The sequence below is a fragment of the Bradyrhizobium sp. 40 genome, from assembly GCF_023100925.1.
GTDB lineage: Bacteria > Pseudomonadota > Alphaproteobacteria > Rhizobiales > Xanthobacteraceae > Bradyrhizobium.
The window spans coordinates 4,953,542-4,969,601 of record NZ_CP064688.1; the positions used below are offsets into that span (position 1 = coordinate 4,953,542).

Consider the following 16,060-nt stretch of genomic DNA (forward strand, 5'->3'; position numbering starts at 1 on the left):
ATGCCAAAAGGTCAGTGCTGATGCTCGCCGAATCGAGCGAGGCTTTGCATCGACGCTTAAACAGGCGCGGTTCATCCGCTCGGCTTGTTGGGTCCAATCCATCGGCCAACGGGGAATTGGGAGGAGATTTATGGAGGTCGCATTCTCCACCGCAGACGTGCATCCGCGGGACCGTTTCGACTATTGGCAAGCTGCCACGCGCGAGCGGATCGCCGACCACGACTCCTCGATTTCCTCTCGCGACGGTTTCAAAGCAGAGCTGTCGATCGGACGCGTTGGGTCGCTGGGCTTGGTTAGATCACGTAACTCCGAGATTCAGGTCGCTTCCACAAACCGGCATGCGGCCCGCTCGGACCCCAGCGAAGTCCTGTTATTCTGTTTGCTCGCTGGCCGAATCCTGCTGGAACAAAGCGATCGCAGGGTGTCCTTGGACGCAGGCTCACTCGCGTGTGTGGACCCGCGGCTCGCCCACACGATGCACTTTCTCGATCAGTCGTCCACGCTGATCATCAAAGTTCCGCGAACGGAACTTGAAGCAAGGCTCGGTACGAACTTCGATATTGCGGCTTGCCGCATCGCTCCGTTGGGTCCGCAGGAGCGCCTAACCCTATACTTTGCAGCCAAGCTGGAACAGCTGAGCGGTACACTCGATAGGACAAGCGAGGAAACCATCTCGACGCAGGCAATCGACTTGATTGCGCTCTCCCTCGGGAACGCGGTCGATAGGCCAACGCAACTTCCGGCCAATAAATCGCGCCTTGTCTGGCACATTCACCGCGCCATCGACGCGAGATTACAGAATACCGACCTCACGCCGGAGCGAATCGCCGAACGTGTCGGAATTAGCGTTCGCCAAGCCAACAGATTGCTCGGAACGCAGGGCAGCTCACTCATGCGGCTCGTCCAAACCAAACGACTGGCGCGATGTCGCCACGCGCTGGAAGACCCGAGACAAATACACCGTTCAGTCAGTGACATCGCTCTCGGCTGGGGATTTTCGGACCTGACCCACTTCAGCCGATCATTCAAAAGAGCTTATGGAATTTTGCCCAGCGACCTCCGAAAGCTCAAAGAAAGCCGGTGAAAGCGGCCCCTTCGTTTCGGCCACGGCTTGGCGCGCGACGTATCGGCGAATGTCGCAGAGCTGCTTCTCCAACAGCACCAGCTCCTCGAGGGCAGCTTTCAGCTCGCTCTGAAGCCGCCGAAAGCGCATGCGATAGCCGTGCCGCTTCGCACCGTTCAACGCTTCAATGGTCGATTCCAGTTCGGCGAAACACTGTGCAAATTTCGCCCTCTTTTCCCTGGTCTCCTTGCTTTGCGCAATGAGATCGGCTGCGATGAGACGCTGTTTCAACACAGGCTCGCTAAGGTGCAAGGTTGTGACGTTCGACATCTTGGACAATCGATACTGGAGAGAACGGGATGGCGCCTGGCGTTCACCAGGCGCCCGTTGCTTTTCAGATCAGGCGGCGCGTACGGTGGAGAGGAACCGCTGTACCTGAGCTTTCAGCCTGTTGCTGTCGGAGGACAGTGATTGCGCCGAGGACAGCACCTGGCTGGACGCCCCGCCCGTCTCCGTCGCCCCCCTCTGAACGTCGACGATGTTGGAGGAAACCTGCTGAGTGCCTTGGGACGCCTGCTGGACATTGCGCGCGATCTCCTGAGTGGCGGCGCCCTGTTCCTCCACCGCTGCCGCAATGGTCGACGAAATTTCAGAAAGTCGTTCGATCGTACCGCTGATACTTTTGATCGCCGTGACGGATTCCTGCGTTGCGGCCTGAATGCTGGTGATCTGCTGTCCGATGTCGCCGGTTGCCCGCGCGGTCTGCTCGGCCAACGCCTTCACCTCGGAGGCAACCACTGCAAAGCCGCGGCCCGCATCGCCGGCCCGCGCTGCCTCGATCGTTGCATTCAGCGCCAGCAGGTTGGTCTGTCCGGCGATCGTGTTGATGAGCTCAACCACGTCGCCAATGCGGGTCGAGGCCCGCGACAGCTCGCTGACCTGGTTCATTGTGTTGCGGGCCTGGCCGACGGCTTCGCCAGCCATCCGCGCCGATTCCTGAACCTGCCGGCCGATTTCGTTAACCGACGTCGACAGTTCTTCCGTTGCGCTCGCAACCGACTGGACGTTGGCAGAAGCCTGCTCGGACGCGGCGGCAACGGTCGTGGTGACCTCCTGAGCACGTGTCGCGGAATGGGTCAACGTGTTGGCTGAGGCTTCCAGCTCGGTAGAAGCGGACGCCACGGCGTCCACGATCTCGCCGACAGCGTGCTCGAACTCGTTGGCAAGCTTCTCCATTTCCAGCTTGCGACGCCTTGCTTCCGCCTGCTCGTTGGCCTTTTGCTCATCCTCCATCCGGCGCACGCGCAGGCCGTTCTCCCTGAAAACGAGGAGTGCCTTGGCCATGTCGCCGATTTCGTCGTTGCGCGTCGTATATACGACTTCGGTGTCGAGGTTCCCGTCGGCGATAGTCCGCATCGTGCCGTTCAGCCGCTGGAGCGGCGAAGTCACCCGCATCAACACAAAGCATGCAGCGACGAGACCCATCAAGAGTGCGACGCCCCCGACCGTGAACGTCACCAGTTTTGCGAGCGAATAGCTGCCGCGTGCCTCTGAAACGGCCTCAGCGGCACCCTTCTCATTGAATTCGACAACGGCGTCGATGGCGTTCTGCGCCTCACTGAACGCTGCACTCCCCAAGCCATTGTAGTCGCTTATCGCCTTGGCCGGATCACTCGCGGCCAGCATCAGGATGCGATCCTGCTCATTCTTATAGAAACCTGACTTTTGCTGGAACTTATCCCAAAGCGCCCTTTCCTGAGGCGATACGATGGTAGCCTCATAGACCTTCCCGGCCTTCTCGGCATTAGCCATATATTGCGAGAGCTGCCCTTCTGTAGTTCTGCGCTGCAACGGGTCGGTGGTCACGATCAGGCGGCTGCCGGCGACCCGGCCGCGTGTCGACCAATACTTGACGTCACCCAGCGCTTTCGTCGCAGGCAACCAATTGGTGGCAAGGTCTTCCGCATTCGCATTTAGCGCTGCCGCGCGGGAAAGTGCCATCCATGCCTGCGCCATTAGAATAAGCACAAGGAGGGAAACGATTCCAAGTAGGCAAATTTTAACACTCAGGCGCATGTTTGCTCCCGCAAGCAAAGGGTTAATAAAACGCCCTGCATCCTTGTTCGAGTTGGTTGACGAAAGCTAACCGATGACCATCGTGTGACTACGGGATTGCCGCAGCAGATGCCGGGCGGCGCGTTCAACTGCGGCGCTCCGGCTCAGACTGACGTGAGACGGACGGTCTGTTGTGAGTCAGCGGGAAAGAAGCGAGAGACGCTGCTTGGAAGACCAAGGTTGGTTTTGGTCTGCCTGGCCACGAGGTCTTGGCGATGACGCGCCTGCAAGGTTTGCTCGCAATCGAGACGGCCGGTCAGATCTTCACCTCGTCCGGGCAGACTTGGCATGTGGTGGCGACGGCGGCCGACGAGTTCTGCGACGATGCCATCATGCCAGTGTTTTGCCCGACGCGTCAACGGCATCGCGCTACGCGAAGCCATTCGATGGCGTGCCGCGCAAGTCATTGAAACAACTACCCTCGGCTACTGTGCATGGGGTTGTTTTTCAGGTTTTTTGTTTGGACCGGTGTTGTGACGATCTCTGCCGGTGGGAGAGATCGTCACCGACATCGCGCAATCGACCTGCGCGACCTACTCCCACGCCCATGTCGAGAAATCGTTCTCGTACTGCGGCACGTCCTTCCAGACGCCTTTCAGCTTCTTGTTGGTGATGGTGATCAGCTGCGGCTGGTACAGATAGCCGGAGACCGCGTCGGTTGCCAGCATGCGCTGGGCGTCGCCGAGAAGCTTGACACGGGCGGCTTCATCCGGCGTCGACACGATCTGCTTGTAGAGCGCGTTGAAGGCGTCGTTGTTGTAGCCGAGATAGTAGTCCGGCTCGGTGATCTTGACGAGATCGAACGGCTCGACATGGCTGACGATGGTGAGGTCGAAATTGTGCGGACCATTGCCGGCGAATACCTGCGACAGCCACTGCGCCCATTCGACGTTCTCGATCTTGGCGATGATGCCGACCTTGGCGAGTTGGGCTGCGAGGATCTCGCCGCCCTGCCGCGCATAGGATGGCGGCGGCAGCTTCAGCGACAGCTCGAGCGGCGTGGTGATTCCGGCCTCGGCGAGCAGCTTCTTGGCTTTCTCGGGATCGAACGGGTTGATGCCTGTGGTGTCGACATAGCCGAGCGCGGTCGGGACGTAGAAGCTGCCGATCGGCGTGCCGAAACCATCGACGGCGCCGTCGATCATCGCCTTGCGATCGACCGCGGCGAGAATGGCACGGCGCACGCGGACGTCGTCGAGCGGCTTCTTGCGATGGTTGATGCCGACGATGGTCTTCGCCCGGGAGCCGCCGACCATAACGTTGAAGCGCGGATCGGCCTTGAACTGCGCGATGGTGCGCTGGGCCGACACGCGCGGAAACGCGTCGACGTCGCCCGACAGCAGCGCCGCCGCCTGCGCCGACGGATCGGAGATGAAGCGGACCGTCACCTTCGAGAGCTTGATCGCGGCGGCGTTGCGATAGTCGGCCCATTTGGTCAGGGTCATCGAGGAGCCCTTGGCCCAGGCGCCGAGCTGATAGGGCCCGGTCCCGACCGGCTGCGTGATATTGGTGGCAGCGCTCTTCGGCTCGACGATCGAGCCGCTCGCCTGCCCCAGCAGGAACGGCAGGTTCGGCTCGGAATTCTTCAGGCTGATCACGACCGTATTGGGATCGGGCGCGGCAACGGACTCGAAGCTCTGGAACAGGCTCTTGTCCTTGTTGGTGCTGGTGGCGACAGCATTGCGCTCAAACGAGAACTTCACGGCCGCGGAGTCGAACGGCTCGCCATTGTGGAACTTGACGCCCTTGCGCAGCTTGAACGTATAGGTCTTCAGATCGGGCGATGCGGTCCAGCTCTCCGCCAGCAGGGGCGACGTGGTGCCGTCCTCGTTGATCTTGGTCAGGGTCTCATAGATGTTGTAGAGCGTGACCTCGGCGATCGCTGCGGCGGCGGCATTGGTGGGATCGAGCCCGGGCGGCTCCAGCGCCATCGCCATGACGACGCTGTCCTTCTTGGACTGCGCCAGCACCGGCAACGGAGCCACGGCAAGCGCGGCGGCGAATGCGACGATCGATAGTTTCCTGAACATGCGTAACTCCCCGGCCTTGTCTCGTCTCAAGCCTACGCCAATCCCGCCGCGGACGCTAACCTTCCACGGGCAATTGCGGCAACGCCATCACGGCTTCCGCCTTATGGCAGGCGGCCAGATGCGTCTCGCCCACCTTGCGTAGCTCAGGCAGAACCTCGCGGCAATGCTGGTCGGCGAGCGCGCATCGCGAGACATAGGGGCACCCGGTCGCCGCCGCCGATTGCGAGGCAATCGCCTGGGCCCCGCGCCGGCGCCGGCCGCCGCCGGCGCGCACCCGCGGCACGGCGTCCAGCAGTGTTCGCGTGTAGGGATGGGCGCAGCGCTCGAACAAATCCTCTGGCCTGCCCTGCTCGACGATGCGGCCGAGATACATCACCGCGACCTCGTCGCAGAGATAGTCGACGACGGCGAGGTCGTGACTGATCAGGACGTAACTGAGGCCGAACTGTTCCTGGAGGTCCTGCATCAGATTCAAGACTTGCGCCTGCACGGAAACGTCGAGCGCGGAGACCGGCTCGTCGGCAACGATCAGCTTCGGCTGGGTGATCAGCGCGCGCGCAATAGCGATGCGCTGGCGCTGGCCGCCGGAGAATTCGTGCGGATACTTCTCCATGTCGGCATCGCGCAGCCCCACCTGCCGCAGCACCGCGGAGACGCGGGCACGGAACGTATTCCGGTCGGCGTCTTCCAGCACAGTGAGCGGTTCGGCAACAATGCGCGCGACGGTCTGGCGTGGGTCCAGCGATCCGTAGGGATCCTGGAACACCATCTGGAAATCACGGCGGGCGCGGCGCAGCTCGTCAGCGGAGATGCGGTTGAGGTCGCGGCCGAGCAGCGCGACCTGCCCCGATGTCGGCCGTTCCAGCGCCATCACCACCCGCGCGAAAGTCGACTTGCCTGAACCGGACTCGCCGACGATGCCGAGGCTCTTGCCGGCGTCGACCCGCACGCTCACACCGTTGAGCGCGCGCACCTGCCCCGGCGGGCGAAACACGCTTTCGCGCGGCAGCGTGTAGCGCTGCTCGAGATCCTTCACGTCGAGAAGAGGCGCCGTGCTCATGCGGTCAGCGCTCCGACGCGTTCGGCCATGGAGACGTCCGTCCGGATGCAGCGCACGAAGTGGCCGGGTCCGACGTCCACCATCGGTGGAAGCGCGGCCCGGCAATGCTCGATCACGAGCGGACAGCGATCGGCGAAGGTGCAACCGGAAGGCAGATCGGCGAGCTCCGGCACCGAGCCCGATATCGTCGTCAGCCGCGTCCCCTTGCGTGCGCCGAGTTTCGGTCGGGCGCGGAACAGGCCCTGCGTATAAGGATGGCCCATCCGGCGGAACACTTCGTCGGTCGGCCCGCTCTCGATGATCGTGCCGCCGTACATCACCATCATCCGTTGCACGTTCTCGGCGATGACGCCGAGATCGTGCGAGATCAGGATCATCGACATGCCGCGCTCTTCGACGAGATCGGCGATGAGGTCGAGGATCTGGCCCTGAATGGTGACGTCGAGCGCCGTGGTCGGCTCGTCCGCGATCAGAAGGTCGGGCTCGCAGGCGAGCGCCATCGCAATGGTGACGCGCTGACGCTGGCCGCCGGAAAACTGGTGCGGATAGGCGTCGACGCGCCTCGCCGGATCGGGCAATCCAACGCGGTCGAGCAAGGCGATCGCTTCCTTGCGCGCCTGCGCGGCCGAAAATTTCCTGTGACGCCGCAGCGGCTCGGCGACCTGGTGTCCGATCGTGTGCATCGGATTGAGCGCGGTCATCGGCTCCTGGAAGATCATGCTGATGCGATTGCCGCGCAGCCGACAATAGTCTGCGTCCGACAATCCAGCGAGTTCGCCGCCATCCAGCTTGATGCTGCCGGTGACGGACGCGCTGTCCGGCAGCAGCCCCATCAGCGACAACGCCGTCACCGACTTGCCGCAGCCGGATTCGCCGACAAGCCCGAGCGTCTCGCTGCGCTTCAGGGCGAAGCTGACGCCGCGCACGGCCTGTGCCGGCCCGCGGCTGGTGTTGAGGCGCACGCCGAGATTTTCGACCTCGATCAACGGCATGGTCGAGCGCTCGCCCATCGTCATCGCTCCCGCGCCAGTCGTGGATCGAGCAGATCGCGCAGTCCGTCGCCGAGCAGATTGAGGCCGAGCACCGCGATCGCGATCGCAGCGCCCGGATAGACCGCGAGCATCGGCGACTGGAACAGCAGCGTCTGCGCGTCGTTCAGCATCCGTCCCCAGGACGGCTGCGGCGGCTGCGTGCCGAGACCGAGATAGGACAAAGCGGCCTCGGCAAGAATCGCGAGCGCAAACTGGATCGTCGCCTGCACGATCAGGATCGACATGATGTTGGGCAGCACGTGCTCGATGGTGATGCGAAACTTGCCCTTCCCCGCCGCGCGCGCGGCCAGCACAAATTCGCGCGCCCAGATCGCGTTGGCCGAGCCGCGCGTCAGCCGGATCAGCGTCGGGATCTGGAAGATGCCGATGGCGACGATCGAGGTCACCATGCCCGGCCCCACGACTGCGGCGAGCATGATGGCGGACAGCACGGCCGGAAAGGCGAAGGTGAAATCGGAGAAGCGCATGATGATCTCCTCGGTCCAGCCACGCCTGGCCGAGGCGATCAGGCCGAGACAGACGCCGAAGGTGAGACCGATGCTCACCGCGATGATGCCGACCATGATGGTGGAGCGGGCGCCGGCGAGCAGCAGCGAAACGATGTCGCGGCCGAAGACGTCGGTGCCGAGCCAGTGCGCGGCCGAGGGCGGCCGGAGCTTTGACGCGATGTCGATCTCATAGGGCGACCAGGGCGTCCACAGCAGCGACAGCAGCGCCGAGGCGAGCACCAGCAGGCTCAGCGCGCCGCCGAGCACGAAGCTGCGATGACGCAGCGCGCGGCGCCAGAAGGTCCGGGCCGGCAGAGGGCGCGCCATGGCCGGCGCCTCGACGAGGGTGGTCAGCGGCGCGCTCACAGATCGTGGACCTTGATGCGGGGATCGACGAAGGCATAGAGCACGTCGACCACGAAATTGACGATGACGACCATGGTCGCGAGCAGCATCACGCAGTTGCGCACCACGATGAGGTCGCGGTTGGCAATCGACTGGAAGATCAGGCGGCCGAGGCCGGGTAGATAGAACACGTTCTCGATCACGATGGTGCCGGCGAGCAGATTGGCGAATTGCAGGCCCATCACGGTCATCACGGGGATCATGGCGTTGCGCAGCACGTGTTTCCACATCACCTCGCGCTTGCCGAGGCCCTTCGCGCGCGCCGTGCGGACGAAGTCTTCACGCAGCACTTCCAGCACCGCCGAGCGCGTGACGCGTGCGAGGATCGCGGCCTGCACCACCGCGAGCGACACCGCCGGCAGCAGCAGCGACTTGATGCCGGGCCAGATGCCGTCCTCCCAACCGGGAAAGCCGCCCGCGGATAGCCATTGCAGCCGCACCGAGAACAACAGCACCAGCAGGATAGCGAACCAGAAATTCGGCAGCGCGATGCCCACCTGCGTCAGCGACATCACGCCGACGTCGCCGATCTTGTTGTGGTTGGCGGCGGTGTAGATGCCGGCCGAGAGCGCCAGCGTCACCGTGATTAACATCGACATCATCGCGAGCGGAATGGTCAGCACCAGCCGCTCCGCGATCAAGGCGGCAACCGGCGTACCGTAGACATAGGAGTTGCCGAGATCGCCGACCAGCAGTCCCTTGACCCATTGCAAATAGCGAACCGCCAGCGGCTGGTCGAGCCCGAGCTTGACCGTGAGCGCGCGGACCGCATCTGGCGAGGCGTCGGCGCCCATCAGCATCTGCGCAGCGTTGCCCGGGAGAGCATCCAGCACCAGGAAAATGATCACGGATGCGCCGACCAGCGTCGCCAGCAAGGTCAGCAGACGTCGGAGGACAAATACGCTCATGCGCGCTCGGATTCAGGGTTCATCCGTTGGACGATCAACATGTCCGGGCACCGGAGGCAAGTGCTTTGCAAACAGGTCCTTTGCATGCCCCTCACCCTCAGCCGGGCCAGCGGGACAGAAGGCCTTGCGAGGCCTCGAACAGCGCGCTCACGCGCAGCAAGTCCGCATCGGCGCGGAAGCGGCCGACGAGTTGCAATCCGATCGGCAGGCCGTCGCGGCCGAAGCCGCAGGGCAGGCTGATCGCGGGGTGTCCGGTCATGTTGAACGGCATGGTCCAGGGGAACCAGTGCGGCCGGACGCTGTCAAACTGCTTGCCGTCGATCTCGATGGTGCCGAACAGGTCCTGATCGATCGGCAGGGCGGTGCGGGTGATGGTTGGCATCGCTAGCAGATGCCCGCGCGCAAGCAGGGATTGCACCCGGCGGAACAGCGCCGTGCGCGCGAACATCGCCTCCTGATAGGCGACGCCGCTGACGTCGGTGGCAAGCGCAAGCTGCTTGAGGAAGGCCTCGCTCAGCGCGTCCCCATGCTCGGCCGCGAGTTTGGCAAAGCGCGTGCGCCAGACCGTGTGATTGATGGCGCGCCAGATCGGCTCGATGTCGAACCCCTCGCCCGAAAATTCCTCGAGCTCGGCACCCAGGCCCGCGAGCCGATCGAGGCTGGCCTTGAAGCCGGCTGCGACATCGGCAGAGACAGGGCGTCCGGGCGGCGACAGGCAGTACAGGATTTTCTGCCCACGCAGATCGCCGCGCGGGGCGGCCGCGCCGATGAAGTCGGGCACGGGAACACCGATCGACCAGGGGTCGCAAGAATCCTCGCCGGCCATCGCCTGCATCATCAACGCGGTGTCGGCGACGGTCCGCGTCATCGGCGTGACATAGGTCTGGTTGCCGAACGCGTCCAGCGCCTGGCTGTGCGGGATTACGCCGTTGCTCTGCTTCAGCCCGACCACGCCGTTGCAGGCGGCGGGAATCCGCGTCGAGCCGCCGCCATCGGTCGCGATCGCAAGCGGCGCGATGCCGCTCGCCACCGCCACCGCCGCGCCGCCGCTGGAGCCGCCCGGCGAGCGCTCGGCGCTCCACGCATTGCGGGTGCGGCCGAACAGGGGCGAGTCGGTCAGGCACTTGCTGCCGAATTCGGGCGTCGTGGTCTTGCCGATCAGGATCGCGCCTTGCGCGCGCAGCCTTGCAACCGCGACGGCATCCTCGTTCGGAACATTGTCCTTGTAGGGAACGGCACCGAAGGTGGTCTTGACGCCCCTGGTGTTGACGATGTCCTTGACGGTGACGGGGATGCCGTGCAGCAGGCCGAGCGGCTCGCCGGCCATCACCTTGCGCTCGGCCTCGCGCGCGGCGGCAAGCGCCTCGTCGCCGCAGATCGTGATGAAGCAGTTCAGCTCAGGCTGGAGCGCCTCGGCACGGGCGAGCACCGCACTGACGAGTTCGACGGGGGAGACCTCCTTGCGGTCGATGCTCGCGCGCAATTCGGTGGCGGACAAGAAACAGAGATCATCGTTCATGGAAGGACCGGCTCGCTTCAGGATGCGCGGACCTTGCCAGCGTGCACCGATCCTGTCCATTTCGGCTTGCGCATGGCCGCTGGCCACCGAAACAACTCGGAAGTGCGGCGAGGTCTGCCCTAGCTACCAGCTCCAGGTGACCTCATGGCTCCAGGGCGGATCGGCACCGCGACGGGTGCAGGTGAGACCGGCGCAATTGGCGGCAAAGAACAGTGCACGGCGAAGCTCGTCTGCGCCGATATCCTTCAATTGCTGTCGAGGGAGACGTCCCTGCTTGTGCAGGGCGAACAACAACGCCGCCTGAAAACTGTCGCCCGCGCCGATGGTGTCGGCGACCACGACTTTGGGCGCGGCGACCTCGATCTGCCCTGCCCCCGCATGCCACGCGATCGCGCCGCTGTCGCCACGGGTGATGACGACCAGGCTCGCGCCCCCCGCGAGCAGCGTGCTCGCACGCTGGTAATACGGCTCGTCGCCGAACAAATAGGCAAAATCGACGTCCGACATCTTGATGAGATCGGCGCTGGCCGCAAACGCGGCCATGCGCGCGAGATAAGCCGGTTTGTCCTTCACGAGGTTGGGTCGGCAGTTCGGATCAAAGGAGATTGTCGAGGACGCCCGCGCGTCCGCGATCAGGGCCTTGGTCTCGGTCGCGCCCTGGTCGTTAACGAGTGTGGTCGAGCCGACGTGGAGAACTTCGATCGCGTCGAAGGGAATGGAGCCGCGCTGGTAGACCCAGTTCCGCGCCGCCGTCTCGGCATCGTAGAACGCGTAATGCGACTCGCCCGCGACAATACGAACGAAAGCGAGCGTGGTCTGGTGATCGCTGCTTGTGGCGAGACCGAGCTCTACATTGGATGCAGCGGCGTGGTCGGTGATCATGCGCCCGAACATGTCGGTCGAGATTCCGCCGACAAAGCCGGTCGGCGCGCCGAGCCGCGCCATACCGATTGCGACGTTAAGGCAGGAGCCGCCGACCGCCGGCATCACCGCTTCGCGCCCGTCGGTGTTTCGCGTCGGGACGAAATCGATCAGCGCATCGCCGCAGGAAATCAGCATCCGTCTCACCCTCTCGCGATGTCGCGCATCGCGACGCGGCTGCCGCGATCGACCTCGCGCAGCAGCTTGTAGACCTCGCGCTTGCGGGCGTGAAAGGCGGCGATGTCGGGCGTGGTCGGCTCGCTCTTGCGTCCCAGCGCCGACATCTTTGCCATGGTCTCGCCGATCGAGGCATAGGCGCCGCCGGCGACTGCGCCGAGCATGGCAGCGCCGAGCAGCACGGGTTCTTTGGTCTGCGGCAGCGCGACCGTGAGGCCGGTGGTGTCCGCCATGACCTGCCGCACCAGCGGACTGCGGCTGGCGCCGCCGCCCATGATCATGATGCCGGAATGGACGCCATGCGCGGCAAAGGCCTCGATCACCTCGGCAAGCCCATAGGCGAGCCCGCACAGACCGGCGACGAACAGCCGTTCCATCGAGGCGATGCCGGTGTCGAGATCGAGGCCGGCGATCACCGCGCGCGTGTCAGGGTCGGCGTAGGGCGAGCGGTTGCCGATGAATTCAGGAAGTACATGGACGTCGCTGGCCAGCAGCGCGGCACGGCTGGCGCCGCCTGCGCGCGCGATGATGCGGCGCTCGAGGAACTCGATGAGGTCGAGGCCCTCGCTGCGCGCCGCCGCGCTCGCCTCGGCGTGGCCAGGATGCGACTTGAGAAGATGGTCGATCGCAGCGCCCGCAGCCGACTGCCCGCCCTCGTTGAGCCAGAAATTCGGCACCATGCCGGAATAGTAAGGACCCCACACGCCCGGCACGAAGCACGGTTCTTTCGTCGTCGCCATGATGCAGGCCGACGTTCCCATGATGTAGGCGAGACGGTCGGAGACATCTGTCGCGCCGTCCGATTCATCGCGCCCGCCGATCGCCCCGATGCCGCCGGCATGCGCGTCGATCAGGGACGCTCCGACCGGTGTGCCCGCTGACAGGCCGAGATCGGCCGCGGCAGTGCGGGAGAGACCTGCGCCCAGGCGCGTACCGGGGGCGACGATCTCGGTGCCGATCCGGGCGTATTTCTCGTTGACGAAATCCGACAGGCCGATGCGCTTGAAGAATGGCGCGCTCCAGCCGCCGCCGTCGTGGGCGAGATAGTTCCATTTGCAGGTGACCGTGCAGGTCGAGCGCTGAAGCGAGCCGGTTGCGCGCCAGGTCAAGTAATCCGCCAGATCGAAGAAGTGCCCTGCAGCATCGAAGCTCGCGCGCATGTGCCGCTTCAGCCACAGCAGTTTCGGCATCTCCATCTCGGGCGAGATCGAACCGCCGACATAGCGCAGCACGGCATCACCGGTTTCGTTGATCAGCCGCGCCTCGGCCGTGGCGCGGTGATCCATCCAGACGATGACGTTGCGCTGCCTGTCGCCGGAGGCGCTGACGGTGAGCGGTTCGCCTTGCCGGTCGAGCACCACGAGGGAACAGGTGGCGTCGAAACCGATACCGCCGACGCTGTCGGGCGCGATGGCAGCTTCCGCCATCGCGGCCCGCACCGACGCAGTGCAAGCGTCCCAGATATCCTGGGACGATTGTTCGACGATGTCGCCGGCCTCGTGCCATATCCTGATCGGATGCCGTGCGATCGCCAGCAAGGTGCCCGCCTCGTCGAACACCCCTGCCCGCGTGCTCGTGGTCCCTACATCGATGCCGATATACGCTCGCGGCATTGTCGCCCCCGGAAGCTCTCGTCAGTTTTGACGCAAGCCTACCAGCAAGTGTAGCCGCCATCCACCAGCACGATGCTGCCGGTCATCAGGCTCGCGGCTTCGGAGGCCAGGAACAGCACGACGGAAGCGATCTCATCGACCTGCCCCATCCGTGCCATCGGGGTTCCACCGATCCAGGCGTCGTACATTCTCGGATTGCTTTTCACGAAGGCGTTGAGCGGCGTCTCGATATAAGTCGGCGCCACCGCGTTGACGCGGATGCCACGCGTGCCCCATTCGGCGGCGAGCGATTTCGTCAGATGATGCACGCCGGCCTTGGACGCATTGTAGAAGCACTGCTCCTGCGGTTTGTTGACGATGAAACCGGACATCGATCCGACATTGACGATGGCGCCGCTCCTGGCATTGAGCATGTGCTTGCCGAACTCGCGGCAGCACCAGAAGGTGCCGTTGAGATTGACGTCGATGACGTTGAGCCAGTGCTCGTCGGTCACGGTCTCCGCCGGCGTCTCGCTGCGGGCGATGCCGGCGTTGTTGACGAGGATGTCCACCTTGCCGTGGCGCGCGACGAGGTCGCTCGCCACTTCCGCCACGCGCTTGGTATCGGTGACATCCATGATCGCCGTCTCGGCGTCGAAGCCTTTCGCTTTCAGCTCGGCTTTCGCGCTGTCGGCGACTCTGCTGTCGCGGTCGCCGATGACGACCCTGGCGCCGGCTTCAGCCAGCGCTTCGGCGCAGGCGAGCCCGATCCCCTGCCCGCCGCCGGTGATGAACGCGGTCTTGCCGTTCAGCTTGAACTTTTCCAGGTACATGTTGCTCTTCCGCTTCTTGCCGCTTCTTGCCGTTTCCTGTCAGTTCCGAATGGCGTTGCCGCTCGCGTCGAAGCGATGGATGCGCGCGGGCTCCGGCACCAGCGACACATGATCGCCGGCATGCAGGCTCAATTCACCGATGTAGCGCGCCGTCAGCATGCCGAGCTGTCCGGCATCGACATAAAGGAAGGTGTCGCTGCCGAGGTGCTCGGCCACCGCGATCGTTCCCTGCCAGCCGCCGGCACCGTCGCGTTCGATCTTGAGATGCTCCGGCCGCACCCCGATCGTCGCCGCGCCCTTCTGCAGGGCGTGCTCGCCGGTGACGAAGTTCATCTTCGGCGAACCGATGAAGCCGGCGACGAAGAGATTAGCCGGCCTCTCGTAGAGCTCCAGCGGCGAGCCGTATTGCTCGATCTTACCGCCGTTGAGCACCACGATCTTGTCGGCCATGGTCATGGCCTCAACCTGGTCGTGGGTGACATAGATCGCGGTAGTGCCGAGCTGCTTCTGGAGCCGCGTCACCTCGATGCGCATCTGGACGCGCAGCGCCGCGTCGAGGTTGGAGAGCGGCTCGTCGAATAAAAACGCCTTGGGCTCGCGGACGATGGCACGCCCGATCGCGACGCGCTGGCGCTGGCCGCCGGAGAGCTCGCGCGGCTTACGGTCGAGATAGGGCGTGAGGTTCAGCGTCGCGGCGGCGGCCTCGACCTTGCGGTTGGTCTCGTCCTTGGAAAGACCCGCCATCTTCAGGCCGAAGCCGATGTTGCCGCGCACGCTCATATGCGGATAGAGCGCATAGGACTGGAACACCATTGACAGCCCGCGCTTGGCGGGCGGCGTGTCGACCACGTTCTTGCCGTCGATCAGGATCTTTCCGCCCGAGACGTCCTCGAGCCCCGCGATGAGCCGCAAGAGCGTGGTCTTGCCGCAGCCTGAGGGACCTACGAACACCACGAAGGAGCCGTCGGCAATCTCGAGGTCTGCGCCCTTGATGATGTGCACGGGGCCGAAGGATTTCTGCACGTCCTGAAGTGTGATCTGACCCATGATCCGGCAGCCCTTCCTACTTTACCGCGCCAAAGGTGAGCCCGCGCACGAGCTGCTTCTGGCTGAACCAACCGAGGACAAGAATGGGCGCGATCGCCAGCGTCGACGCCGCCGACAGCTTTGCCCAGAACAGCCCTTCCGGGCTCGAATAGGACGCGATGAACGTGGTGAGCGGCGCAGCGTTCGAGGTCGACAGATTGAGCGTCCAGAACGCCTCGTTCCAGGCCAGGATCAAGTTCAGCAGCATGGTCGATGCGAGTCCCGGGATTGCCATCGGCGTCAGGACATAGACCAGCTCGCGGCCGATGGTGGCGCCGTCCATGCGCGCGGCTTCCAGGATGTCGCGCGGGATCTCCTTGAAATAGGTGAAGAGCATCCAGATCACGATCGGCAAGTTTCCCAGGCACAGGATGAAGACGAGGCCGATGCGGGAATCGAGCAAGCCGAAGGACTTGTAGATCAGGTAGATCGGCACCAGCACGCCGACTGGCGGCATCATCTTGGTCGAGAGCATCCAGAGCAGGATGTCCTTGGTGCGTTTGGTCGGCGAGAACGCCATCGACCAGGCGGCGGGGATCGCGATCAGCAGCGCGATCAAGGTCGAGCCGCCGGCGATGATGATCGAGTTCATCGCGTGGAGGAAATAGTCGCTGCGCTCCTGGACCGTTGCGTAGTTCTCGGTGGTCCAGTGGAAGAACAGGAAGGACGGCGGAATCGCGAAGGCCTCAAGTTCGGTCTTGAAGCTCGCCAATACCATCCAGAGGATCGGGAAGAAGATCAGGAAGCCGAAGAACCACGCCCCGATGGTCGAGACCACCACCCGCTGCCTCGTCGCTATCCGCGCCATGTC

Annotated in this window: 15 protein-coding genes; 2 read left to right on the forward strand and 13 right to left on the reverse strand. The window is 64.1% G+C overall.

Annotation, left to right across the window (positions count from 1 at the left end):
• Positions 1-130: 130 nt before the first annotated feature.
• Entirely contained in the window at positions 131-1,084 is a 954-nt protein-coding gene (locus IVB40_RS23960) for a helix-turn-helix domain-containing protein (RefSeq protein ID WP_247816532.1), read from the forward strand.
• Here the strand turns inward: IVB40_RS23960 and IVB40_RS23965 are convergent.
• Together IVB40_RS23965 and IVB40_RS23970 are read right to left on the reverse strand one after the other, a co-directional pair.
• A complete protein-coding gene (locus tag IVB40_RS23965) occupies positions 1,022-1,393 on the reverse strand; it encodes a hypothetical protein (RefSeq protein ID WP_247816533.1) in 372 nt (123 codons plus the stop codon). The two genes, IVB40_RS23960 and IVB40_RS23965, sit on opposite strands and share 63 nt — an antisense overlap.
• A 69-nt stretch (positions 1,394-1,462) precedes the next feature.
• Positions 1,463-3,139, reverse strand: a complete 1,677-nt coding sequence (locus tag IVB40_RS23970) for a methyl-accepting chemotaxis protein (protein ID WP_247816534.1) — start codon at positions 3,137-3,139, stop codon at positions 1,463-1,465.
• A gap of 254 nt (positions 3,140-3,393) precedes the next feature.
• Between IVB40_RS23970 and IVB40_RS23975 the strand changes: the two genes are divergently transcribed.
• Positions 3,394-3,588, forward strand: a complete 195-nt coding sequence (locus IVB40_RS23975) for a hypothetical protein (RefSeq protein WP_027569207.1) — start codon at positions 3,394-3,396, stop codon at positions 3,586-3,588.
• A 123-nt stretch (positions 3,589-3,711) separates the two neighbouring features.
• Here the strand turns inward: IVB40_RS23975 and IVB40_RS23980 are convergent, their stop codons facing one another.
• From IVB40_RS23980 to IVB40_RS24030, 11 genes are all read right to left on the reverse strand, one after another.
• Positions 3,712-5,208, reverse strand: coding sequence for an ABC transporter substrate-binding protein (locus tag IVB40_RS23980; RefSeq protein ID WP_247816535.1), 1,497 nt, complete (start codon positions 5,206-5,208; stop codon positions 3,712-3,714).
• A gap of 55 nt (positions 5,209-5,263) precedes the next feature.
• Positions 5,264-6,268, reverse strand: a complete 1,005-nt coding sequence (locus tag IVB40_RS23985) for an oligopeptide/dipeptide ABC transporter ATP-binding protein (protein WP_027569205.1) — start codon at positions 6,266-6,268, stop codon at positions 5,264-5,266.
• Positions 6,265-7,278, reverse strand: coding sequence for an ABC transporter ATP-binding protein (locus IVB40_RS23990; protein ID WP_027569204.1), 1,014 nt, complete (start codon positions 7,276-7,278; stop codon positions 6,265-6,267). Before IVB40_RS23990 ends, IVB40_RS23985 begins: the two co-directional genes overlap by 4 nt.
• A gap of 2 nt (positions 7,279-7,280) precedes the next feature.
• Entirely contained in the window at positions 7,281-8,174 is an 894-nt protein-coding gene (locus IVB40_RS23995; protein WP_027569203.1) for an ABC transporter permease, read from the reverse strand.
• Entirely contained in the window at positions 8,171-9,121 is a 951-nt protein-coding gene (locus tag IVB40_RS24000; RefSeq protein WP_027569202.1) for an ABC transporter permease, read from the reverse strand. Before IVB40_RS24000 ends, IVB40_RS23995 begins: the two co-directional genes overlap by 4 nt.
• A gap of 97 nt (positions 9,122-9,218) precedes the next feature.
• The gene (locus IVB40_RS24005) at positions 9,219-10,640 is read right to left on the reverse strand and encodes an amidase (protein ID WP_247816536.1); all 1,422 of its coding nucleotides are present in this window, start codon (positions 10,638-10,640) and stop codon (positions 9,219-9,221) included.
• A gap of 123 nt (positions 10,641-10,763) precedes the next feature.
• Positions 10,764-11,699 (reverse strand): carbohydrate kinase, encoded by a 936-nt coding sequence (locus IVB40_RS24010; RefSeq protein WP_027569200.1) that lies wholly within the window; start codon positions 11,697-11,699, stop codon positions 10,764-10,766.
• 5 nt (positions 11,700-11,704) lie between these two features.
• Positions 11,705-13,351 (reverse strand): FGGY-family carbohydrate kinase, encoded by a 1,647-nt coding sequence (locus IVB40_RS24015; protein ID WP_027569199.1) that lies wholly within the window; start codon positions 13,349-13,351, stop codon positions 11,705-11,707.
• A gap of 38 nt (positions 13,352-13,389) precedes the next feature.
• The gene (locus IVB40_RS24020; protein ID WP_027569198.1) at positions 13,390-14,163 is read right to left on the reverse strand and encodes an SDR family NAD(P)-dependent oxidoreductase; all 774 of its coding nucleotides are present in this window, start codon (positions 14,161-14,163) and stop codon (positions 13,390-13,392) included.
• A 39-nt stretch (positions 14,164-14,202) separates the two neighbouring features.
• Positions 14,203-15,210 carry an ABC transporter ATP-binding protein gene (locus IVB40_RS24025; protein WP_027569197.1) on the reverse strand — a complete coding sequence of 336 codons (1,008 nt, stop codon included), beginning with the start codon at positions 15,208-15,210 and terminating at the stop codon, positions 14,203-14,205.
• A gap of 16 nt (positions 15,211-15,226) precedes the next feature.
• The gene (locus IVB40_RS24030) at positions 15,227-16,057 is read right to left on the reverse strand and encodes a carbohydrate ABC transporter permease (protein WP_027569196.1); all 831 of its coding nucleotides are present in this window, start codon (positions 16,055-16,057) and stop codon (positions 15,227-15,229) included.
• Between the last annotated feature and the right edge of the window lie 3 nt (positions 16,058-16,060).